At 40.8% G+C, this 23,775-nt stretch carries 22 protein-coding genes; 19 read left to right on the top strand and 3 right to left on the bottom strand.

What is annotated here, in order from left to right; genetic code table 11:
* Window positions 1-336 precede the first annotated feature (336 nt).
* The 5 genes from K6G87_RS04450 (at window position 337) to K6G87_RS04470 (ending at window position 4,247) form a co-directional block, all read left to right on the top strand.
* Window positions 337-648 (top strand): hypothetical protein, encoded by a 312-nt coding sequence (locus K6G87_RS04450; RefSeq protein WP_296834445.1) that lies wholly within the window; start codon window positions 337-339, stop codon window positions 646-648.
* Between the two features lie 274 nt (window positions 649-922).
* Window positions 923-1,996, top strand: coding sequence for a metal ABC transporter substrate-binding protein (locus K6G87_RS04455; protein WP_296834446.1), 1,074 nt, complete (start codon window positions 923-925; stop codon window positions 1,994-1,996).
* 19 nt (window positions 1,997-2,015) lie between these two features.
* Window positions 2,016-2,717 carry a metal ABC transporter ATP-binding protein gene (locus K6G87_RS04460; protein ID WP_296834448.1) on the top strand — a complete coding sequence of 234 codons (702 nt, stop codon included), beginning with the start codon at window positions 2,016-2,018 and terminating at the stop codon, window positions 2,715-2,717.
* 1 nt (window position 2,718) lies between these two features.
* The gene (locus tag K6G87_RS04465; RefSeq protein WP_296834450.1) at window positions 2,719-3,564 is read left to right on the top strand and encodes a metal ABC transporter permease; all 846 of its coding nucleotides are present in this window, start codon (window positions 2,719-2,721) and stop codon (window positions 3,562-3,564) included.
* Window positions 3,561-4,247, top strand: a complete 687-nt coding sequence (locus K6G87_RS04470) for a hypothetical protein (protein ID WP_296834451.1) — start codon at window positions 3,561-3,563, stop codon at window positions 4,245-4,247. Before K6G87_RS04465 ends, K6G87_RS04470 begins: the two co-directional genes overlap by 4 nt.
* A 245-nt stretch (window positions 4,248-4,492) precedes the next feature.
* Here K6G87_RS04470 and K6G87_RS04475 read toward each other — a convergent pair whose 3' ends face one another.
* Window positions 4,493-6,280: a glycoside hydrolase gene (locus K6G87_RS04475; RefSeq protein ID WP_296834453.1), complete on the bottom strand. Its 1,788-nt coding sequence runs from the start codon at window positions 6,278-6,280 to the stop codon at window positions 4,493-4,495.
* Between the two features lie 234 nt (window positions 6,281-6,514).
* Here K6G87_RS04475 and sdaAB point away from each other — a divergent pair, with 234 nt between their 5' ends.
* Together sdaAB and sdaAA are read left to right on the top strand one after the other, a co-directional pair.
* Window positions 6,515-7,177, top strand: a complete 663-nt coding sequence (gene sdaAB, locus K6G87_RS04480; RefSeq protein WP_296834455.1) for an L-serine ammonia-lyase, iron-sulfur-dependent subunit beta — start codon at window positions 6,515-6,517, stop codon at window positions 7,175-7,177.
* A 97-nt stretch (window positions 7,178-7,274) separates the two neighbouring features.
* The gene (sdaAA, locus tag K6G87_RS04485; protein ID WP_296834457.1) at window positions 7,275-8,150 is read left to right on the top strand and encodes an L-serine ammonia-lyase, iron-sulfur-dependent, subunit alpha; all 876 of its coding nucleotides are present in this window, start codon (window positions 7,275-7,277) and stop codon (window positions 8,148-8,150) included.
* A gap of 126 nt (window positions 8,151-8,276) precedes the next feature.
* Here sdaAA and K6G87_RS04490 read toward each other — a convergent pair whose 3' ends face one another.
* Window positions 8,277-9,155 carry an aldose 1-epimerase family protein gene (locus K6G87_RS04490; protein WP_296834458.1) on the bottom strand — a complete coding sequence of 293 codons (879 nt, stop codon included), beginning with the start codon at window positions 9,153-9,155 and terminating at the stop codon, window positions 8,277-8,279.
* A gap of 151 nt (window positions 9,156-9,306) precedes the next feature.
* Window positions 9,307-11,046: a hypothetical protein gene (locus tag K6G87_RS04495; protein WP_296834460.1), complete on the bottom strand. Its 1,740-nt coding sequence runs from the start codon at window positions 11,044-11,046 to the stop codon at window positions 9,307-9,309.
* A 373-nt stretch (window positions 11,047-11,419) separates the two neighbouring features.
* On the opposite strand from K6G87_RS04495, the gene K6G87_RS04500 reads away from it, so the two are divergent.
* The 12 genes from K6G87_RS04500 to K6G87_RS04555 form a co-directional block, all read left to right on the top strand.
* Entirely contained in the window at window positions 11,420-12,541 is a 1,122-nt protein-coding gene (locus tag K6G87_RS04500; protein ID WP_296834462.1) for a DUF5692 family protein, read from the top strand.
* 208 nt (window positions 12,542-12,749) lie between these two features.
* The gene (metK, locus tag K6G87_RS04505) at window positions 12,750-13,934 is read left to right on the top strand and encodes a methionine adenosyltransferase (protein ID WP_296834465.1); all 1,185 of its coding nucleotides are present in this window, start codon (window positions 12,750-12,752) and stop codon (window positions 13,932-13,934) included.
* Between the two features lie 282 nt (window positions 13,935-14,216).
* On the top strand, window positions 14,217-15,128 hold the full coding sequence (locus K6G87_RS04510) for a PLP-dependent cysteine synthase family protein (RefSeq protein ID WP_296834467.1): 912 nt from the start codon (window positions 14,217-14,219) through the stop codon (window positions 15,126-15,128).
* 35 nt (window positions 15,129-15,163) lie between these two features.
* Window positions 15,164-16,333: a trans-sulfuration enzyme family protein gene (locus K6G87_RS04515; RefSeq protein WP_296834469.1), complete on the top strand. Its 1,170-nt coding sequence runs from the start codon at window positions 15,164-15,166 to the stop codon at window positions 16,331-16,333.
* A gap of 251 nt (window positions 16,334-16,584) precedes the next feature.
* Window positions 16,585-18,072: a nitrogenase component 1 gene (locus K6G87_RS04520; protein WP_296834472.1), complete on the top strand. Its 1,488-nt coding sequence runs from the start codon at window positions 16,585-16,587 to the stop codon at window positions 18,070-18,072.
* Window positions 18,073-19,413, top strand: a complete 1,341-nt coding sequence (locus K6G87_RS04525; RefSeq protein ID WP_296834474.1) for a nitrogenase component 1 — start codon at window positions 18,073-18,075, stop codon at window positions 19,411-19,413.
* A 29-nt stretch (window positions 19,414-19,442) separates the two neighbouring features.
* The gene (locus tag K6G87_RS04530) at window positions 19,443-19,829 is read left to right on the top strand and encodes a NifB/NifX family molybdenum-iron cluster-binding protein (RefSeq protein WP_296834476.1); all 387 of its coding nucleotides are present in this window, start codon (window positions 19,443-19,445) and stop codon (window positions 19,827-19,829) included.
* Between the two features lie 68 nt (window positions 19,830-19,897).
* Window positions 19,898-20,773: a radical SAM protein gene (locus K6G87_RS04535; RefSeq protein WP_296834478.1), complete on the top strand. Its 876-nt coding sequence runs from the start codon at window positions 19,898-19,900 to the stop codon at window positions 20,771-20,773.
* 15 nt (window positions 20,774-20,788) lie between these two features.
* Window positions 20,789-21,649, top strand: a complete 861-nt coding sequence (gene nifH, locus K6G87_RS04540) for a nitrogenase iron protein (RefSeq protein WP_073385560.1) — start codon at window positions 20,789-20,791, stop codon at window positions 21,647-21,649.
* 45 nt (window positions 21,650-21,694) lie between these two features.
* On the top strand, window positions 21,695-22,480 hold the full coding sequence (locus tag K6G87_RS04545) for a methionine ABC transporter ATP-binding protein (protein ID WP_296834480.1): 786 nt from the start codon (window positions 21,695-21,697) through the stop codon (window positions 22,478-22,480).
* Window positions 22,481-22,503: 23 nt separating this feature from the next.
* The gene (locus tag K6G87_RS04550; protein ID WP_296834482.1) at window positions 22,504-23,331 is read left to right on the top strand and encodes a methionine ABC transporter permease; all 828 of its coding nucleotides are present in this window, start codon (window positions 22,504-22,506) and stop codon (window positions 23,329-23,331) included.
* Window positions 23,246-23,775: MetQ/NlpA family ABC transporter substrate-binding protein (locus K6G87_RS04555; protein WP_296834484.1), on the top strand; the 530-nt coding region annotated here is incomplete at its 3' end. The genes K6G87_RS04550 and K6G87_RS04555, both read left to right, overlap by 86 nt.

Here is a 23,775-nt window from a genome sequence, read left to right on the forward strand (position 1 = left end):
ATTCTTGAATCTAATGGTGCTAACCATATTTGGTACGAGATACCCGGTGCAGATCATGATAACACTGCTGTAAAGAGCGGATTTTTCAACTTGCTTAAGCAGATTGCTTATGATAAGGCTGATAGAGCTTAACTGAAAAAAGTTCTCTATAAGTAGATTTTTGGTTAAATATAGAGCGGTTTACAACAGTTTCACAGTTGTAGACCGTTTTTTGTGTGCGTTTTAAGGTGAATGTTTCAAATGGCAAAGATTATAAGCTCGCAGTTGTAAAACTAAAAAGTAGGATGTATAATTGGGAACAGTTCTCAATAAAAACAAAGGAAGGAGGAAACAGTAATGAATAATTCAAGTATATCCAGACCTAAAAAAGCTATGGCCGGCATTATTGGAATGCTGATGATAATTGCTATGCTGTTTTCTGCTTTCTATATTTCATATGAAGCTCACCATGATTGTACTGGTGAAGATTGTCCTATCTGTGCTCAGATTCAGATGTGCGAGAATACACTTCATAAAATAGGCGGGGGATTGGCATTTTTAGTTGCAGTAATCGTCCCTGTGATTTTTACATTTGTTTGTGCATCTGTCTTTAATTTTATTCTGTTACAGGAAACACCTATTTCCCAAAAAGTTCGTATGAACGATTAAATATACCTCCAAGGGTGAACTATGCATTTTGGAAGCTGTTTTTTATTATGTAAGCAGACTGCTCAGATTGCTTTTAGTCTGTTATCTTAATATATAAAATAGAACTGCGTCAGCAGTGATTTTATAACGAACAAAAAGCGAAGCGTTTGCGAGTTTAACCTACAGGTTCTTTTTCAAGAAATGCGCATTATAAGCGGATTTCAAAAATTTGATGCATAAAATCATCCTTTATTTTGCTACGTAATAATTACATAACTTATGGAGGATTTTTATAATGAAAAAATATTTATCTATGATGGTTGCCATGATGATGGCTGGATCTCTTTGCGCGTGCGGCAATGGAGAAGCTGCTGCAGCTAACAATAATACTTCTGCAAACACTAATGCTTCTACAGACGCTAATGCTTCTGCAAATAGTGAGAATGCTTCAGACGGTGATAAGCTTCAGATCGTTACAACAATTTTCCCTGAATATGACTGGGTTATGAATGTGATCGGTGAGAATACAGATAATGCTGAAGTTACTATGCTTCTTGATAATGGCGTAGATCTTCACAGCTATCAGCCAACAGCTGATGATATTCTTAAGATTTCTACTTGCGACCTGTTTATATATGTAGGCGGCGAGTCTGATGAATGGGTTGATGATGCCCTTAAAGAAGCTACCAACAAGGATATGGTAGTAATCGATCTTCTCGATGTACTTGGCGAATCAGTTAAGGAAGAAGAAGTTGTCGAGGGTATGCAGGGAGAAGACGAGCATGAAGAGGGCGAGGAAGAGGCCCATGAAGAGCACGAAGAAGGCGAAGTTGAATATGATGAGCATGTATGGCTCTCTTTAAAGAATACAGTTGTTTTAGTAGAGAACATTTCTGAATCTCTTCAGAGCATTGATCCTGATAATGCGCAGACATACAGCGATAATTCAGCAGCTTATATAGAGAAATTAAATGAACTTGATTCAAAGTACGCAGAAACTGTTGAAAATGCAGCTACAAAAACAGTTTTATTTGGTGACCGTTTCCCATTCAGATATCTTGTAGATGATTACGGTCTTGAGTATTATGCAGCATTCGTAGGATGCTCTGCAGAAACAGAAGCAAGCTTTGAGACAATCACATTCCTTTCCCAGAAGGTAGATGAACTTGGCCTTCCTGTTGTACTTACTATCGAAGGCGATAATCATAAGATCGCAGAGACAATTGTATCCAATACACAGACCAAGGATCAGGAGATTCTTACCATGGACTCAATGCAGTCAACAACATCAGAAGATGTTCAAAATGGTGCATCATATCTTTCTATTATGGAAAGCAATCTTGAAGTTTTAACACAGGCATTAAATTGATTTAAAAGAGGAAGTAAACATGGCTTTAATTACCATCAAAGATCTGTCACTTGGCTATGAATCACGAACCATAGTCAGTAACCTTAATTTTCAAGTGAATACAGGTGATTACCTTTGCATCGTGGGAGAGAATGGTTCAGGTAAGACCACGCTCATGAAAACGCTGCTACACCTTCAGGAGCCTATTGATGGTCAGATTCTTATTGGTGATGGTCTTAAGAAAAATGAGATCGGTTATCTTCCTCAGCAAACGCTAGTACAAAAGGACTTCCCTGCATCCGTGAGAGAGATTGTTCTCTCCGGTTGCCAGGGACGCAGCCTTTTTAGACCATTTTATAATAAAGAGGAAAAAAAGCTTGCTGATGCCAACATGGAACGCATGGGAATACTTGATCTAAGAAACAGGTGTTATCGTGAGCTTTCCGGAGGACAGCAGCAGCGCGTACTTCTTGCAAGAGCATTATGTGCTACCCAGAAAGTACTTCTCCTTGATGAACCGGTATCAGGACTTGATCCAAAAGTCACGCTGCAGATGTACGATACCATAGAACAGCTCAATAAAGAGGGCATAACCATTATTATGATCTCTCATGATATAAAGGCAGCAGTTCGTTATGCCAGTCATATTCTCCATATTGGAGAAGAGATTTTCTACGGGACCAAAGAGAAATATCTTGAAAGTGACATTGGTAAGTTGTTTTTAATGCAGCAAAGAGGTTAATATGTTAGAAAAATTTTTTATGTATCTTCAATATCCATTTGTACGCTACGCTTTGATAGTAGGTATACTTATTGCATTATGCTCATCGCTTCTTGGTGTTACGCTTGTACTTAAGCGCTTCTCCTATATAGGTGATGGTCTTTCACACGTGGCATTTGGAGCTTTGGCAATTGCTTCAGTTCTGAATCTTACCAACAAGATGGTACTGATATTACCGATAACGGTCATCTGCGCAGTACTTCTTTTGCATACAGGTCAGAATGCCAAGATCAAAGGTGATGCTGCAATAGCGATGATATCTGTGGGCGCTCTGGCTTTTGGATACCTTCTTATGAACATATTTTCCACATCATCAAACTTATCAGGTGATGTATGTAGTACCTTGTTTGGATCAACATCAATTCTTACTTTGACACAGAAGGAAGTATGGATATGTATAGTGCTGTCGATAGCAGTAGTGATCATATTCATCCTGTTTTATAACAAGATATTTGCAGTAACCTTTGATGAGAACTTTTCAAAAGCAACAGGAACCAATGCAGGTGGCTATAACCTCCTTATCGCAATTGTTATTGCTGTGATCATCGTTCTTGCCATGAACCTAGTAGGTTCTCTTCTTATATCAGCGCTTGTTATATTCCCGGCATTGTCCGCAATGAGGATATTTAGAAGCTTTAAATCAGTTACTATTTTCTCAGCAATATTTTCTGTGATCTGCGCGTTTATAGGTATGTTTATCTCTATTCTTGCAGGAACACCTGTTGGTTCTACAATAGTAGCAGCTGATGTTGTAGCATTCCTTATTTGCTGTCTTGTAGGAACTATAAGAGGAGGTATCAGTAAATGAAAAAGAAGATAAGCCTGTTACTAGGTATAAGCCTTATGATGCTTGTGACAGGATGCAGTGATATAAGTCAGTCCGGTAAAAAAGAAACCTTTTCATCAAGTCCAACAGTTAACGATGTACTTTCACAAGGCATTGCAGCTGAAGGTGAAAGCAGTGCATCAGAGGATAGTTCAGCTCTTGTATCTGATAATTCAGAAAGCGGATCATCTGATACACAGGGTACTGATAATAGTACAACAATTGTAAACAGCTCATCTTATGAAAGGTCAAGCGGCGTAAGCGATAATGCTCCGCAGCCTGAATCTGTTGATGAATCAGAAGTTACACTTAGTAGCACAGAAGGTGTTGATATTGATCTTACAGAGCAATCTGCTACAGTTGTATATTCTGAAGTTTATGACATGATGTATTTCCCTGAAAACTATGTTGGCAAGACAATCAAGATGGACGGACTCTTTACTTACTACTATGATGAGGCTCAGGATAGATACTACTTTGCCTGCATTATAATGGATGCAACAGCCTGCTGTTCACAGGGAATCGAATTTGAGCCATCAAGCGACTTTGTATTTCCTGATGACTTCCCTGAAGATGGTGGCGATATCTGCGTATTAGGAGAATTTGATACCTATGAAGAAGACGGCTTTACTTACTGCACCTTAAGAAATGCGCAGATATTGTAAATATGTTTAAAGGCTTATAAGGATTTAGGCGGAAAACCCATCATCATTAGGCTATGGCCTATTTACCAATTGTATATATAACATTGAAATAATAAAGCGATAGTAAAAAGATATATGAGGACGCACCTCAATTTCTTTTTACTATCGCTTTTTATAACGAGCAAAAAGCGAAGCGTTTGCGAGTTTAATAATTCAGGCGTCGTACCAGGTAACCTGTCTTAGCACTTTCAAATTTGATATCCTGGTCATTTAATGACGAATGTTGTCACAGAGCTTCCTTTAAGTACAGCTGTAAATGACTGATCGCTGGATGTCTTGTCAAGATCTATGCTATCTGTGACATCTGCCCAGCTTTCGCCATCCTGAAGACTTCCGCTTGTCCTTGTAGCTGTTATTGTCTTATCTGATACTAAGCCTTCAAAATCAGACAGATCAAATTCCCACTTTACATCACTTGGTCTTGTATTGATTGCAACTATTACAATAGTGCCATCTTCAGGATTGTAGGCAGCTACAGTATTATCTGATGAGCCAATGATGCAGTAGCCAGGTCTTATATATCTTGTGAACTGACCAAAAGCATAATATTTCTGACCAAGTAAAAGCTCCTGTAAGTCGTGATCAGCAATAGCAATTCCCCAGAAAGGAACGCCGCTATTTATGATTTCATCAGCCTCAGCTCTTGTGCAGGTGTCATATTCATTAGTAGAGTCCACATGAATATCTACAGCATCCCACATGATCCATGCCGTGGGCTTCATTTCATTAAGGTCTCTTATGATCTCATCTGCAAAGCCAAGTGCTGCCTGCATTCCGGTTTCTTCTTTACCAATAGAATAGGTTCCGTCAACTTCGCTCATCCATAGATTCTTGCCCTCTGTCTCTGCGAGAGTTTTGAGCGCATTTCTCTGTGTTCCCTGATAAGCGTGAGTATCAATTCTTGTAACGATAGATTTGGCTTCATCGCTAAGATTTATATAGGACTGGTAAGCAGCATCAATGCTGGTCTCATCTGTTCCGCAGATTATTATATCAAGTCCTTTTTCTTTGAGCTTGTTATTAAGCTCGATAAGGATCTTTGACTGAGATTCGCCCTGACTGAAGTGGCACCCTTCCTGTTTGGCACTTGCGTATTCCCAGTAGCTTGTTGCAGGCTCATTCATAGGATCAGCGCTTTGGAAGGTAATAACGCCTTCGCTTGCCCAGTGCTCGATAACATCTGCCATGTATGTTGCAAAGGCTGAATAGGAATCCTCTCGAAGGTTATCTTCTGAAGGATCAACTCCTCCTGAACTGCAGCCGCTAACAGTCATAAAATATGGCGGAGAGTTAGAAAAGGCTTCTGCAATGAACTCATCTCCGGCAGCATCTGCTGCAGCTTTAAGAACATTCATCTGATTCTTGTCAGCATCCCAGTCATAGTTCCAGGCAAAGCCGCATTCAAAATCTGCTCTTTCAAAGTTCTCTTCATAATATTCTTTGGAATTAGTATCAAGATCAATTTTGGTAACATCAGTGCAGTAGCCTGGCACAACAGAATCAGATCGCTCGATATGCGTCTTGTGAAGATAAGGATTTTCACCCTGAAGGCTCTCTATTTCTGATTCTGATAAGTCAGAAACATTGTCGCCTCCTCCTATATTGTATCTTCCTATAGTCATTCCAAGACCATTTTCTTTGTCAAAAAAGGCTGTAGCAGTAGCACTTGTAAGAGCATCACTATAGCCTACCCTGTTAGCCCACCAGCATAGAGATGTTCCAAATCCCTGGAATTCTCCGTAGCCGTCTTTATTGGTATCATTAAAGGTCTGTGCATCTGCAAGACTTAGCTTTACAGTATTAGTTACTTCAAGGTCCATGTAGGTATTCTCCGTTTCAGAATTAAAATCAGAAGCTGCTTCTGTACTTGCGCTTGTAAGTGATGAAGCAGTATTTGAACTATTGACAGCAGCCTGGCCTGCGCAGCCAATTTCAAGCGCAGATAGAAATCCAGCTGTCCCCAAAACTGCTATTTTTCTAAACTTTTTGTTCATAGATCCCCCTTATTACTATGATATGACTTAACTTGATTATATTTTAACTTATTGCTTGATTTTTTTTAAGATGTTTTGTATCTTGTATGATATTATGATTTAGGATATGAACCTTTTGACATTTGAGATAAGTAATTCCTATATTAACTGCTAAAGGTAATCAATTCCAAGAATAGCACATATTTTATATGTGCGAAGTTTGAGTTAATAACGAAAAAGTGTAGGAGAACGATTTTGAATCTTTTTGACATAATAGGGCCCATAATGGTTGGCCCATCAAGCTCCCATACAGCAGGAGCTGTAAAAATAGGATATGTATCAAGAAAGCTTATAGGAGAACCTATTGCTGAAGCCACGATCAATCTTTATGGCTCTTTTCTTGCAACAGGAATGGGACATGGTACAAGATTTGCCATAGTTGCAGGCCTTCTTGGCATGAAGCCTGATGATAAGAGAATCCCTGAAAGCTATAAGTATGCACAGGAGTCCGGGATGAAGCTTTCTTTTGGAGAAGCTGAGCTTGCAGATGCACATCCCAATTCTGCCCAGCTTATCTTAAAAGGAGTATCAGGAAGAGAGCTTGAAGTTGTTGGAGAGTCTATAGGAGGATCACTTATTAATATAGCTCAGATAGACGGAATTGCAGCTAATTTCTCAGGCGATTATCCTACGCTTATAGTTCACAACGTAGACCAGCCAGGCCACGTTGCAGAAGTTACAAGTATGCTTGCTCATAAAGCTATAAACATCGCAACCATGCAACTTTACAGATCTAGTAGAGGCGGAGAGGCTGCCATGGTCATAGAATGTGATAAAGAAGTGCCTCTTGAGTCAGTTAAGTGGCTTGCACACCTTGAGGGAATTACCAAAGTTATCTACTATAGTCTTGCTGAATAGAAAATAAGTATATTTACTGATAAAAATAAATAATTACTAAAGATATTGAATTTAAAAGGAATGATTTTCATCCTTTCAATAAATTGGAGAACAGGCAATGAGTTTTGCAAAATTAACAGATATAATCAAACAGGCAGATGAGCAGAATGTAAGCTTCTGGGAAGTTGTAATGCTTGATGACATGAAAGAGCGCAATGTATCAAGAGAAGAAAGCTTTAATGAAATGCTCGTCATGCTTCGTGCCATGAGAACAGCCGATGAAGAATATGATCCCACACTTCGCTCAGCAAGCGGCCTTGCAGGCGGAGACGGAGAGAAGCTCCATAAGTATAGAATGAAAGAGAACAGACTTCTTGGCGACTATATTACTCAGGTCATGGAAAAAGCAATAAAGATGGGCGAATCAAATGCCTGCATGAAGAGAATAGTAGCTGCTCCTACAGCTGGATCATGCGGAGTTATACCGGCAGTTCTTCTGTCTTATAAAGAACAAAAAGAAGTATCTGAGGAAAAAATAGCACAGGCTCTTTATGTGGCTGCTGGAATAGGTGAAGTTATCGCCACAAGTGCATGTATAGCAGGCGCAGGCGGTGGATGCCAGGCAGAGATCGGCTCAGCAAGTGCCATGGCTGCAGGCGCTCTTACATATCTTGAAGGTGGTAACAATGAAGAGATAGTCCACGCAGCAGCACTTTCCCTTAAGAACATGCTGGGGCTTACCTGTGATCCTGTTGCAGGACTTGTAGAAGTTCCGTGTATCAAGAGAAATGTATCAGGCGCAGTTAACGCAGTTGTGTCATCTCAGATGGCGATTGCAGGAATCAGAAGTGCAATTGAACCAGACGAAGTTATTGATTCTATGCGCAGAATTGGAAAGCAGATTCCAGAGTGCCTTCGCGAAACATCAAGAGAAGGACTTGCGATTACACCTTCTGCAATCGCGGTTACCAAAAGACTTCAGGGTAAGAATTGATTTATAGCCTTTATGGGGCTGCCTGCGGCCCCATAAAGGCAAGCATCATAATGTATATTAGAACATCATAGTGTAAACTTTAGAACAACTTAGTGTATATCTTTAGAACATCACAGTGTATATCTTTTAGAAAGTCATAGTGTATCCTTCTTCGAAGACATCGCCAGCTTTAAGCATGTTTCCATACTTTCTGTTTTCGAGAGTCTTATCAAAGTCTTCCCCATCAGCTCTGCCATACCAAGGCTCGATGCACATGAACGGTGCATTCTTGCCTGCAGGAGACCAAAGGCCGAAGAGCGGTGCATCAAAGTCTACAGTTACGATCCTTTTATCATTTTCAAACAGGGATACGCTTCTTGCCTGTATATCCTCAATTACAAGGGCATCGCCTGCAAAAAGTTCATTTGAAAGATGGAGCTTTCCATCATCAAGTGCGTAGTCGTTTGTCTTAGAAGTAATAAGACCCTCTGAATTAAGTACATATGAAACGAGTTTTTCTTTAGAAGGAGCGCTTTTTGAAGCTCCTTTTTCCTTAGAAAATGTCAGATATGAATCCTCGAGTGTGCAGTTAAATGCAGGATGAGCACCTATTGAGAAGTAGATCACATCCTCATCCTTACCTGATACTCTCCAGTTTACAGATATACTTTTTTCATTAAGGACGTATTCTACTTCAAGCATAAACTTAAATGGATACTTCTTAAGAGTATCTTCGTTATCCTCAAGGCGGAATACTATGCTGTCTTTGGAGCTGTCTACAAGTTGAAACTCCATATCCCTTGCAAAGCCGTGCTGTGACATTACATAAGTCTTGCCATTATATACTGATTCTTTATCCTTATAATTACCAACAAGTGGGAAAAGAACCGGTGAAGTGCGCTTCCAGTATGTTGGATCAGCCTGCCACATATATTCGTAGTCAGACTTATCTTTAACCGAGCGTATCTCAGCGCCGCTGCTGTCTACAGATACTGTAAGTTCTTCATTTGAAATGTTATAAAGCATATTAAACCTCCCCTGTTGAAAAATATATTTTTAATATAATAAGATAGAGGTGTCAAAAGTTCTTTTTGACACCTTATATATATTTATAATCTTAGATCAGAAATCTTCATTTGCTGCTTACTTCGTGAGAAGCGATTTTGTGATTCAAAGATCAGTTGGCAAAGATAAGACCATCAAACAGTTCTGTTACATTTGTTCCATCTATATAGCCGGAGTTGTCTTTATATTCAACATAGATTCTTACAATGCTTTTATCTTCAAGCTGACAGTCAATATAGGTTTCATTGTCTGTTCGAACAGGGAAAACAATTGTTCCTTCACTTAAAGTGGTTGGTGTATCATCTACTGTTTGGTCATCACTAACTTTGTAAACATCTATATCTTTAGTTGCCCTTATCTCAGAAGAAGCCCATGAGATATTGTAGTAGTCAAGAACATGCTCAGGCATTCCGTCATCTCCTATAATATCATAAGAGTATGAGATGATTGAACCAAAAATATCAGTAAATACAGGAATCATCAGCTTATCAGGATCTGTAAAGCATGGATCTCCTGCAAAGTCAGGATCTTTGGTATATCCGAGATTTGCCATTATATATGACTTATGACCGCAGGCAGTAACGCCGCCATCTGTGATGTCGAATACGAACAGATTCCATTCCTGTGCTATGCCTTCAATTGTTATGTAAATATATTCTCTGTTATCAGAAGTGACAATATCGTAGACTTTATATGGATCATCGACTTCCCAGTAGACATCATCGATACTTGCAGTTTCATCGCCATTAACAACAATAAGTGAGTCGGCATATTCTTCATCTGAATCATCTAATGAGTACATAAGAAGAGGAGTTGAAACGCTTCCTCCTGAATAATAGTCTTCAGACATCAAAGACATATCTGTTCTCATATATGAATAGCCACCATCTGTATTATAAACATATTCAGAATTGATGCAGTCTTCGTCATAGGCTATTACAACTTCGCAGCTTCCAAAAGAGAAATCGTCAACAATATCGTATGCATTAAATACAAGATGCACACCATCTACACTAAAGTACCAGTCATAGATCATATCATCATCACCTGTTTTGCTAAGGCCATAATGATATTTGGAAAGAGCATCTTCAACATTTTCAAGAGCATCAGATTCATCAGGTTTATCTTCTCGGAGCTTATTTGCAATTATGTCGTTAAGTTCATCTTCTGTGATATTTAAAACATCACCAAGATCGACTTCTTTTCCTGTTGTTATATCAAAAGTATGTCCAATCTTCTGATAAGGCCTGGTTTCTTCCCATCTGTATTCAATGTTATCGTAGTAGCTAAGATACTTATCAGATGTTCTTTTAAGATAGATTTGGCTTGTAACATAGCTCTTATATGGATTCTTGCCTTCGTTTAACTGGGCTTCATATTCAGAAAGTGCAAAATCATGGAATTCACTATGCTCGCTATTAAATACTTCAAGCTTCTCTTCAGCTATCTGGTGAAGTGCATTATATAGTTCTTTATAATCATCCTTGCATTCTTCCATAAGTATTAATGATTCTACATGATACTGACCGGCAACTTCTGAATTATAAAGATCGTCATAGTATATAGCTGTGTCATCGTTAGATACTAGTCTATATAAAGGTGTAGTTGATTTCTCTTCATCGTCTGAAGCAGATTCTTGACTTTCATCTTCAGAAACAGTTGCAGAACTTGAACTTATATCTGAGCTCTCGCCTTCTTTGTTTTCATTAGAAGAAGTATCACTTTTATCGGTAGAAGAATCATTATTTTGTTCTTCAGTTTCTTTTTGTGAATCATTATCTACAAGTGGTGATGAGCATGCAGTAAGTGCAAGACTTAGAGCAAACATAGTAGTTAATAATCTTTTTTTCATATTGTCATCTCCTTAGTTGATATATTTTCATGTTTGAATCATATCTATGCATTGTGAAATTAACCGGCACCCAAAGGTAATGGGTTTCTGGCTACATCATTATAAATGTACTAGGTGCTTATCATCAAGGAAAAGCTGAATACTGGTCATAAAAATAAATACAACTTGTTTTGAAAATAGTTTCCGCCGCATATGGTATTTTTGAGAATTCATCATCATGATTTTATAATTAGTTTATAAATGTTATGGAAACTGCACAAAAAATAAAAGGAAACTATTATTATATCGAGCAAATAACACAAAAACTTGTTGATATAAGTTTATAAAATGTTTATAATTTACCTACAGATTAAAAAGGAGGAGGAAATATATAATGATATTTCAACTTTACTCATCTAGTGCAGCGATGCAGCTTCTTGGCTGGATTCTTGTTTTTGCAGGACTTATTCTTGTAAATGAGATTGGACGCCGCACAAAAATTGGTGGAATGGTCGTATTCGTGATAATTCCATTAATACTGACAGTATATTTTATAGCTATACATTTAGGAGCATTTGGCGGAGCGGCTAATCCTACAATGGCATACATGGATGGCTGGTTCCACTATTTTAAGCTCTACGCAGCTGATATAGGATGTGTGGGCTTTATGATGATCAAATATAAATGGGGCCTTGGCAAGAAAGAATGGTTCAAATGGTGGCCTTGGATCATCGTTTCTGCTAATATCATGATCGCTAATGTATCAGATCTTGAGTCAGCATATGCAGCTTTTTGCATTACAGGTGATCTTTCAGGCGCATGGTGGGCATCTAATGAAGGCGTGTTCATCTATGGCGGATGGTGGAATGTTCTTAATTTCATCGCTGGTATGATCAATATTTTCTGTATGACAGGTTGTGTTAAGCTTTATACTTCCAAAGACAAGAATCACAGCGATATGCTTTGGCCTGATATGACTATATGGTTCATTATCGCTTATGATGTATGGAACTTTGAGTATACATATCTTAATCTTCCTACACACTCATGGTATTGCGGTGTAGCACTTTTACTTGCACCTACTTTTGCTAATGCATTCTGGAACAAGGGAGCATGGATCCAGAATCGTGCAAACACTCTTGCAATCTGGTGCATGTGGGCTCAGGTAGTACCACTCTTCCAGCTTAAGGGCACATTCGCAGCAGCTCTTCCAAGAGTATATGGCGGCGCAACAGAAGCTGGAATTACTACAATGAATCTGTATGAGAAGGCTATTGAACTTTACAATTCAGGCCTTGGAAAGAGTGCGGAAGCCAATAAGGCTATCGCAGAAATGGGTATAACTGCTGATCCTACAATGCAGGGATTCATAGCAATTGCAGCTGTTATAGTTAATGTAGTCTGCATCATGGTTATTATCAAGCGCTCTATCAAAGCTGGTCGTAATCCTTATTCCAATAATGTATTCGAAGGAACAAGAGATTTCGAAGAAGCAATGGCAAGAGCAGAGCAGTAATTATCTATAGTATAGCGCTGGTATATGGTAATAATGATCGGGTAAAAAAGACTCCTGATATGGCATTTCGCTGTATCAGGAGTCTTTTTATATCCAGTTATAGGAAAAAGCTATTATACAAATCTGAAATAGGGTGCTAGAATACAATCATTCAATTCCTATAGAAATAGTATGAATACAGTAAACACGGTCAAAGGAGGAGACAATTATGGGAAAATTATTTACATCAGAATCAGTAACAGAGGGACATCCGGACAAGGTAGCAGATCAGATTTCAGATGCAATACTTGATGCACTCTTAGAGCAGGATCCTAAGTCAAGAGTTGCAGCAGAGACAACTGTAGCGACAGGACTTGCACTCATCGTAGGCGAGATCACAACCAAGGCTTATGTAGATATTTCCAAGGTTGTCAGAGATACGATCAGGGAGATTGGATATACCAAGAACTCAGATGGATTCAATGCTGACTCCATAGCAGTCCTTCAGTCAATCGATGAACAGTCTGCAGATATCGCACTTGGCGTAGACAAGGCATACGAGTCCAAACAAGAAGGCGCTTCCAAGGACTACGGAACAGGCGCAGGAGATCAGGGTATCATCTTCGGATATGCAACCAATGAGACACCTGAGTATCTGCCTCCGGCTATCTCTTTTGCCCACAGACTTACAAGACAGCTTGCCAAAGTCAGAAAAGATGGCACACTTGCTTACCTTGGACCTGATGGGAAGAGTCAGGTTACTGTCGAGTTTGATGACTCAGGCAAGAAAGTTAAGCGAATAGATACCATCGTCATTTCCACTCAGCATATCGCTGATGTAACTCAGGAACAGATCCACAAAGATATAAAAGAATATGTCATCAAAGCAGTTATCCCTGCAGAGCTTTTAGATGAGGCTACTAAGTATTTCATCAATCCTACCGGAAGATTCGTAATAGGTGGACCCCAGGGAGATTCAGGACTTACAGGTCGTAAGATCATCGTAGACACTTACGGTGGAGCCGGACACCACGGCGGCGGAGCTTTCTCAGGCAAGGACCCGACAAAGGTAGATAGAAGCGCTGCTTATGCAGCAAGATGGGTTGCCAAGAACCTCGTAGCAGCAGGCGCTGCAGATCAGCTTGAGATAGAGCTTGCTTATGCTATCGGCGTTGCCGAACCTGTATCTATAACCGTAGATACATTCGGAACAGGCAAGTACTCAGATGAAAAGCTCGTTGAGGTTGTTAAGAACGTATTCGACTTAAGACCTGAAGCCATCATTGATTCACTTGATCTTAGAAGACCTATTTATAAGAAGACTGCAGCATACGGACACTTTGGAAGAGACGATGCAGATTTTACCTGGGAGAAACTTGATAAGGTTGAAGCTATTAAGGCTCAGCTTGGCTGATCTTATATAGAAATAATATCCTTGGCAGTCCTAAGATAAAAGGATTGCCAAAGAATATAATGGCAGATCATATTGGTATACATTTTTGAATCAAAGATTCAAAAATACAGCAATAGAGCAGGTTGAGTTCACCTTCGGTGAAGGCTCTATTGCCAACAGATCCATTGAATCACGAAACACGCAGTAAATGCGCGTTTCTGTAATTTACGTTTAAGAAGTCATACATTCTGTATTTAAGTTTAGTAATACCTATGATGAATTGAAATGTGAGGAGAACGGAGTATGAAATATTATGAATCTTTAAAGGAAGCTATAGGTAATACGCCCATGCTCAAGCTCCAGAGGGCAGATGAGAGCATAACATCAGATATATATGCCAAGCTGGAGCTTTTCAATCCTTGTGGCAGCGTCAAGGACCGCGTTGGATACGCAATGGTCGAAGATGCTGAGAAAAGAGGAATATTAAAACCGGGAAGTGTGATCATAGAGGCCACAGCGGGGAATACCGGTATAGGAGTAGCTTTTGGTGCTTTGGGTAAAGGATATAAGGTTATCTTCGTAGTTCCTTTAAAGTTCTCTCCTGAGAAGCAGACTCTCATGAGGATGCTGGGAGCAGGGATCATCAATACACCTACAGAAGGGGGCATGCAGGGAGCTATCAAAAAGGCTGATGAACTTGTAGCTTCTACGCCGGGAGCTGTCCAGCTGGGACAGTTTGTAAATCCTGAGAATCCCGCTGTCCACTACCGTACAACAGGACCTGAGATCTGGAGAGATATGTCAGAACATATCGACTATTTTGTAGCAGGTGCCGGCAGCGGCGGTACTTTCTCCGGAATTGTCAAATATTTAAAAGAGAAAAATCCTAATATCATCGCAGTTCTTGCAGATCCTGTTGGCTCTACCATGGGCGGCGGCGAGCATGCTGACTATAAGATAGAAGGAATAGGCAACGACTTCATAGCAGACACAATGGATATGTCTCTTGTAGATAGAGTTGTGAAAGTTAATGACGATCAGGCATACGGTCAGGCAAGAGAACTTGCTCATACAGAAGGTGTATTTGCAGGAAGTTCATCAGGAGCTGCCCTTTATGTTGCCAAGCAGATAGCAAGAGAAGAAAAGGGCAAGAATATAGTCACAGTCTTCCCTGACAGAGGCGACAGATACTTTAGTGAACATCTGTACGAATGATATTAAACATCATCTTAATTAGAGAGGTAACGGTCATGGCAATCAGCAGATTCAGTAATCATAAAATAGAAACAAAACTTATACATGGAGGAATATACGGCGACGAACTGACAGGAGCTGTTAATGTCCCGATATATCAGACATCTACTTACGAGCAGGAGATCCCCGGAGTTCATAAGGGCTTTGAATATTCAAGAACAGGCAACCCTACAAGGAAGGCTCTGGAAGCCCTTATTGCAGATCTTGAGAACGGGACACAGGGCTTTGCTTTTGCATCAGGTCTTGCAGCCATCACAACAGTTCTTAGCCTTTTCAAACAGGGTGATAAGCTCATCATATCTGACAATGTATATGGCGGAACATATAGACTTCTTAGCAAGGTATTCGATAACTTTGGCATCAGCTTTGTATCAGTAGATACAACAGATCCAGCCAAGGTTGAGGCAGCTATAACAAGTGATGTCAAGGCCATCTATATAGAGACTCCAACCAATCCCCTTCTTGGTATCACAGACCTTCAGGCTATCTCCGATATAGCTCACAAGCACGGACTTCTTCATATAGTAGATAACACTTTCTATACACCCTATATCCAGAGACCAATAGAGCATGGTGCGGATATAGTGATCCACAGCGCTACCAAGTACCTTGGCGGTCACAGCGACCTTGTTGCAGGACTTGTAGTAGTCAATGATGCAGTACTCGGCGAAAAAATTGCATTTATCCAGAACGCGGCAGGAGGTGTCCTTGGGCCTTTCGATTCATTCCTTCTTATTAGAGGTATCAAGACTCTTGGCGTTCGTCTTGACAGGCATGTTGATAATGCAGTAAAGATTGCAGATGCCCTTAAGAACAATACTGATGTCAAGAACGTATACTATCCTGGATTTGAGGATCATCCGGGACATGATATTAACCTTAAACAGGCCAAGAACGGCGGAGCTATGATCTCCTTCGAGCTTACAGAAGGTCATGACATTAATAAGTTCTTCAGAGCTCTTTCTATCTTTGCTCTTGCAGAGAGTCTTGGCGGCGTTGAGTCACTTGTATGCCATCCTGCAACTATGACACACGCTGCTATTCCGAAGGAAGTCAGAGACAGTGTTGGCATCACGGATGGTCTTATCAGAGTATCTGTAGGTATCGAAGACGGGGATGAACTTACAAGAGATCTGCTTCAGGCAATAGAAGCTTCCCGCGTCTGATGACACGAGTTAGCTTTGCTCGTGACATAAGATAATACTTATGCAGTATACATTAATAAATGTGTATACTGCATTTTTATAAAAGATGTATAGTTTTTGAATCAAAAAATCTTCCTTTTTTGAAAAATACGTCAGTTATATTTTAAAACTATAGCCGGAAATATCTTACAAGTATTATTCAAAAAAATTTACAAATGATATAGTACTTAGAACAACAAATCAAAGTTTAGTTTTCAGGCAGGAGGAAAGAAATGAGCAAGTTGGACATAAGCATACCCGAGGTTTCCATAAGGGAGATAAGACTTGGTTCGATCACGGGTTATCAGGGATCAGCAAAGGGTCTTGTTAATGAATCGGGATGCGGTGGACTTAAGAACAGGGATCGTAAATTCCAGCAGTGTGCAGGATGTTCGATCAGCAAAGCCGCGTGTATGGTCACTCTTATTCAGGATGCAGCGGTTATCATACACGGACCTGTGGGATGCGCATCATGCCTTCATGAATTCAACTTTACATACTATGTAAATGCAAAACCAAGAAGAGGCATCGACAATCCTACTCAGAGAAAGATCTTCTCAACCAATCTCAAAGAAACAGACACAGTATACGGCGGAGCAAGAAAACTTGCAAAAGCTATACGTGAAGTAAATGAAAGAACAAATGCATCAGCTATATTCGTACTAAGCTCCTGTGCATCAGCAATAATCGGTGATGACATCGAGAGCGTAGCAAATGAAGCTGAAGAAGAGATCGGAAAGCCGGTAGTTGCTATCTACTGTGAAGGCTTCAGATCCACAGTATGGACAACAGGTTTTGATGCAGGCTACCACGGAATCGTAAGAAAGCTTGTAAAGCCTCCGGTCAAAAAAGACAACGGACTTATAAATGTTATCAACTTCTGGGGATCAGATGTATTCACCAAGTGGTTTGAGCCTTTTGGAGTAAAGCCAAATCTCATCACACCATATTCAACAGTGGAAGGCCTTGCACATGCTTCTGAGGCAACTGCTACAGTTCAGATCTGTCCTACACTTGGTTCATACCTTGGAGCAGCCCTTGAGCAGGAGTATGGAGTTCCTGAGATAAGAACAGCAGCTCCATACGGAATCATTCAGACAGACAGATGGTTCAGAGAACTTGGTAAGCTCCTCCACAAAGAAGATGTAGCAGAACAGGTTATTAAAGAAAAGAAAGAACAATATCTCCCTAAGATAGAAGAGCTTCGTAAGAGACTTAAAGGAGTAAGAGCATACGTTACAGCAGGTTCCGCTCACGGACATGCACTTCTTAACATAGTCGGTGACCTTGGAATGGAAGCTGTAGGAGCAAGCGTATTCCATCATGATCCAACTTATGACGGAGGCGACGGCGCAGCAGATCTTCTTGAAAGAAGAGTAAGAGACTACGGTGATGTTCCTAACTACAATGTATGCGCTAAGCAGGAATTCGAATTCGTAAATGTACTTAACAGGATTCGTCCTGACATCCTTCTTGCAAGACATGGCGGAATCACACTTTGGGCTGCAAAGCTTGGAATTCCTTCACTTCTTGTAGAAGACGAGCAGGCTAACATGGGTTATGAAGGACTCATAAGCTATGGTGAGAAGATCGTTGAAACTCTTGAAAACACAGAGTTCATCGAGAACCTTTCAAAGCATGCTTCAAATCCATATACAGAGTGGTGGATGAACGAGCAGCCTGACACATTCCTAAAAGAAGCTAAGACGGAGGTTATTTAAATGGGAGCAGGAATAATTGAACAGGAAAGATTTACATGTGCTCTTGGCGCAATGCAGACAGTAGTTGCTATCCCGAAGGCACTTCCCATCCTTCACTCAGGACCTGGATGCGGAGATATGGTATCAGGTTTTTTTCAAAGGTCTAAGGGATATGCAGGCGGCAGTACAACACCTTGTTCCAATTTTTCAGAAAAAGAAGTTGTATTCGGTGGTGTAAACAGATTAAGAGAGCTTGTAGATAATTCATATAAAATACTTAATTCAGATCTTCAGGTTATTTTCACAGGATGTACAGCAGGTATCGTGGGCGATGACGTGCAGTCTGTTGCTGAAGAGTTCAGAGATCAGGGTAAACCAATTGTATATGTTGAAAGCCCTGGATTTAAGAGTAACAACTACGTATCACACTCAGTGGTAGTCAATGCCATCATCGATCAGTACGTAAGCCAGTACGAGGACGAGTCCACATTCAGAAGCCAGAAGAATACAGTCAATGTATTTGCTTCAATTCCTTATCAGGATATGTTCTGGAGAGGCAATCTTGATGAGTACAAGCGCCTCCTTGAAGCTATCGGACTTAAGGTCAACATCCTGTTTGGCGACAGATCAGAGGGTGTACGTGAGTGGCAGAGTATACCAAAAGCAAACTTCAATATCCTGGTATCTCCATGGTATGGAAAAGATATAGTCGATCATCTTAAGAATGTATACGGACAGCCATATGTGCAGTATCCAAACATCCCGATAGGCGCAAATGAGACAGAGAAGTTCCTCAATAAAGTCATTACTTTTGCCATAGAGCAGGGCGCAGACATCAACGAGGTTGAGGCTAAGAGATTTATAAAAAGAGAATCAGATGCCTACTACGCTCAGCTTGAGGATCTTGCAACATTCCTTCTCGAGTTCAGATACGGACTTCCAAACCATGCGCACATCATCCACGACGCAGGATATGTTCTTGGAATCTCAAAGTTCCTTATTAACGAAACAGGAGTTATTCCAAAGGAACAGTTCATCGTAGATGATACGCCTGAAAAATATCAGGAAGAGATAGAAAAAGAACTAAAGAGTATTTCAAAGAAAAGAGAGGTGCCGGTTTTCTTCTCACCTGATGCAGGCAAGGCTCAGAACAAGATAAGAGAGCTAAGCCATAAGGGCAAGGGCGTCATCATAGGCGCAGGCTGGGACAAGCAGATAGCCCGTGAAAAGAACTATGACTTCATATCAGCTGCGATTCCTACAGATTACAGACTTGTCATGAGAACAGGATATGTTGGATTCACAGGCGGCCTTCGTCTTATCGAAGATATCTACAGTAATACACTTTCAAAGTTCGCATAAAGAATGAGGAGAGCCCGAAGGAGGCTATTATGGGAAAACTTAGAGTGGCATTTGCCAGCAGTAATAATGCATATATAGATGAACATTTTGGTTCAGCACAGTATTTTCAGATATATGACATTGACGAAGAGGAAGCTGAATACGTAGAAGAAAGAAGGATCAATCCTCTGTGCAAGGGTCACTGCGAAGGCGGATTTGACGCAGCGTATGACCTCTTGATAGATGCAGATGCGATCTTCGTTTTAAGGATCGGCGAATCCGCAGCTTCGTACATGATACAGCATGGCAAAAGAGTCTTCGAAGCACATGGCTTTATTGAAGATATTGTAAATGAGCTGATAGCTGACGGCTTTGCAAAAGATGAAGACAAGGCGCAGGAAAATGATACTGAAAGTAAGACCCTGGCAGCAGGATAAAGGCTGGTTTGCTAAGGAGCAACCGAAGTAGCAGGCTAAGGGCAGTTTTATAGAAAAGAGGCAGCATAGTGGCAAAAAGTTACCAGGAGCTTACGCAGAACCATCCATGCTTTGCCCGTGGCCAGAAGAGCAATAAAGGAAGAATACACCTTCCTGTGTCACCGGGCTGCAATATAGCATGTAAATTCTGCGACAGACAGATAAATGATTATGAAGACAGACCGGGAGTTGCAAGTGAAGTAATATCACCGGAGGAAGCACTAGAAGCAGTAGGAAGGGCGATCGCAATAAATCCTGACATCCACGTTGCAGGAATCGCGGGCCCTGGCGATACACTCGCTACAGACTTTGCACTTAAGACATTCAGACTTATAAAGGATAAATTCCCTGATCTTATCAAATGTATGAGTACAAACGGACTCATGCTTCCCGACAGGGCAGATGAGATCATAGATGTTGGTGTTGATTCTCTTACAGTTACAGTCAATGCAGTAGATCCAAAAATCCAGGCACAGCTTAATAGCGCGGTTGTATATCATGGGAAAAGATATACAGGCGAAGAAGCAGCTAAGATCCTCATTAACAATCAGCTTGAAGGAATAAGGAAAGTGGCTTCTTCAGGGACATCCGTTAAGGTTAATACTGTTCTTGTCCCTGAGATCAACAAAGATCATATAGAGACTATAGCAAAGACAGTTTCTGAGGCGGGAGCCAAAATCTACAACATCATCCCTCTCATACCACAGGCAGAGCTTGCATGGTGCAGTGCACCGACTTGTCACGATATTGAGAGAGCAAAGGCTACAGCAATTAAATACATAGATGTATTCATGCACTGCTCCAGATGCAGAGCCGATGCGGTTGGTGTTCCGGGAGGAATTGATATTTCAAAACTTGTATATCTTAAAGTGCTTAACACAAAACAGACATTTAGCCACGGTTGAAGGAGGAAGATAGAGATGGCAGAGAAAGAGCTTAGACAGATTGCGATATATGGAAAAGGTGGAATTGGTAAGTCAACTACAACGCAGAATCTTACAGCAGGTCTTGCTGAACTTGGAAAGAAGGTAATGGTTGTAGGTTGTGATCCTAAGGCGGATTCTACAAGACTTTTACTTGGAGGTCTTCATCAGAAGACTGTTCTTGATACACTTCGTGAAGATGGAGATGTACAGCTTGATTCAATCATGAAGGAAGGCTTTGGCGGTACAAGATGCGTTGAGTCAGGCGGTCCTGAACCAGGTGTTGGATGTGCTGGTCGAGGAATCATCACATCAATAGGTCTTCTTGAAAGACTCGGAGCTTATACAGAAGATCTTGATTATGTATTCTATGACGTACTTGGCGACGTTGTATGCGGCGGTTTCGCAATGCCAATCCGTGAAGGTAAGGCTAAGGAGATCTACATTGTAGCATCAGGCGAAATGATGGCTCTCTATGCAGCCAACAATATTTCAAAAGGTATATCCAGATACGCAAGAACAGGCGGCGTAAGACTTGGCGGAATCATCTGCAATTCAAGAAATGTTGATAGAGAAAAAGAGCTTCTTGAAGCATTCGCTAAAGAGCTTGGAACACAGCTTATCTACTTCGTACCAAGAGACAACATCGTACAGAGAGCTGAGATCAACAAAAAGACTGTTATCGCATATGATCCAAATTCAAAGCAGGCAGATGAATACAGAAGCCTTGCAGAAGCGATCGACAAGAACACATTCCTTACAGTACCAAAGCCAATGACTCAGGAAAGACTTGAGGAGATCCTCATCGAGCATGGACTTATAGATACAGAGGAATATGCGCAAGCACAAGCAATCTGAGTTTCAAATAAATTTGAAACTCAAAATAGAAGAAGGAGCGGATATATGGCAGAATTCGTTACTATCAAAAACTTACATAAGTATTTTATAAAAGATTCCGTTCCTATCAAGGTTTTAAATGGCGTCAATCTCACGGTCAACAAGGGAGAGATATTCGGAGTAATCGGTTTTAGCGGAGCCGGCAAATCTACACTTGCAAGATGTATCAACAGGTTAGAGACTCCTGATTCAGGACAGATCATTGTTGATGGAACTGAAATACTGAGCCTTTCTGACAAGGAGCTTAGAAAGAAGCGCAAGAAGATCGGAATGGTATTTCAGAATTTCAACCTTTTTGAATCAAAGACCGTATATCAGAACATAGCTTATCCCCTTGTAATAGATGGATACAAGAAGTCTGAGATTAAGAAAAAAGTTCTTGAGGCAGCAGAAATGGTCGGTCTTTCAGATAAGCTCTCAGAATATCCAGGAGGACTTTCAGGTGGACAGAAGCAGAGAGTTGGAATCGCAAGAGCACTTGTCGGTGATCCGGATCTTCTTTTATCAGACGAGTCCACATCTGCTCTTGATCCGCAGACTACTATCCAGATCCTGGACCTTCTAAAAGAGATCAACAAAAAGACCAATATCACGATCCTCATGATCACTCATGAGCTTGATGCGATCAAGTATACCTGCAGGAAAATGGCGGTTTTGGAAAACGGTGAGATCACAGAAGAGGGACTTGTTGAAGATATCTTCAAGAACCCTACAAGCAGGACCGGAGCTCTTTTTGCAAAGGTATTTAATGAGATGCAGCATACGGAGCTTGGTGATGGTGCAGGAATTTAGAGATATACAGGGAGGAATTATAGATGAGCTTGCTTAATGAACCGTTTTGGAAAGTATTCTTAGCTTCTTTTTCCAAGGAAGTGTGGGACAGTATACTGCCTTCAGTGTGGGATACGCTTTATATGACTTTGATCGCAAGCGCCATAACACTGGTATTTGGAGTGATACTCGGGATCGTGCTTACGGTGACTAATCCTACGGGACTTGCGCCGGTCAAGCCTTTATATACGGGAATGGGCGGACTTATAAATGTGCTCAGGTCACTTCCACAGATGATCATGATCATATTGATGATCCCCGTTTCAAGGCTGATCTTCGGAAAGTCCTACGGAACTAACGCCTGCATAATCGCTATAGCAGCAAGCTGCATACCTATGTATGCAAGAATGGTCGAGTCAAGTCTTCTTGAGATCGAGAAAGGCAAGATTGATGCTGCGAAGGCGCTTGGAAGCACAAATTATCAGATAATCACAAAGGTTATCATTCCCGAAACTTTCCCGTCACTTATTAGAGGATTCACGCTGGCAGTCATATCTGTAATATCAATGACAGCTCTTGCAGGAAGTTTTGGAGCAGGCGGAATCGGCGATATCGCTGTAAGATTCGGCTATCAGAGGTTTCAGCACGACGTTCTCTTTGCAACTGTATATGTCCTTGTGATATTAGTGCAGGGCATTCAGCTACTTGGAGACCGCGTTTCGAGACATATACTAATTAAAAGGCATCTGCTTTCGGCAGGTGTGAGGAGTAAAAGGAGGAAACATTATGAAAAAAAATCTGACAAAGACACTGAAAATAGTTACAACAGCACTGGTGTCAACAGCCATGCTGGCAGGGTGCTCACAAACTAGTGAAGGAGATACAAACGTAGCACAGGCAGCAGGTGAAGAGGCAAAGGGGGATACTGTTCAGACAGATAGTGAAGCTCCTTTGATCGACCTTTCAGCTTATGACATCTCACAATCCCAGCTTGGAACAGTAAACGCAGATGGCCTTAGAGAGATCACAGCGATCGCAGATCTTACACCTCACTCAGAGCTTCTTGAGTACATTGAGCCATCACTTGAAGCTGCAGGACTTAAGGTTGTACTTGTAGCTACAGCTGCAGACTCTACAACACTTGAAAAGACACAGAATGGAGAGATCGACTTCAGCTTCTATGCACACTGGCCATATGTAAACGATCAGAATGAAACTAATGGTTTTAGTGTAGTTAATGCAGGAGACATTCATGTTGAGCCTATAAGAGCATATTCGGATAAGTATACATCAGTAGATGAGATATCTGATGGTGA

The sequence above is a fragment of the Butyrivibrio sp. genome, assembly GCF_024699075.1.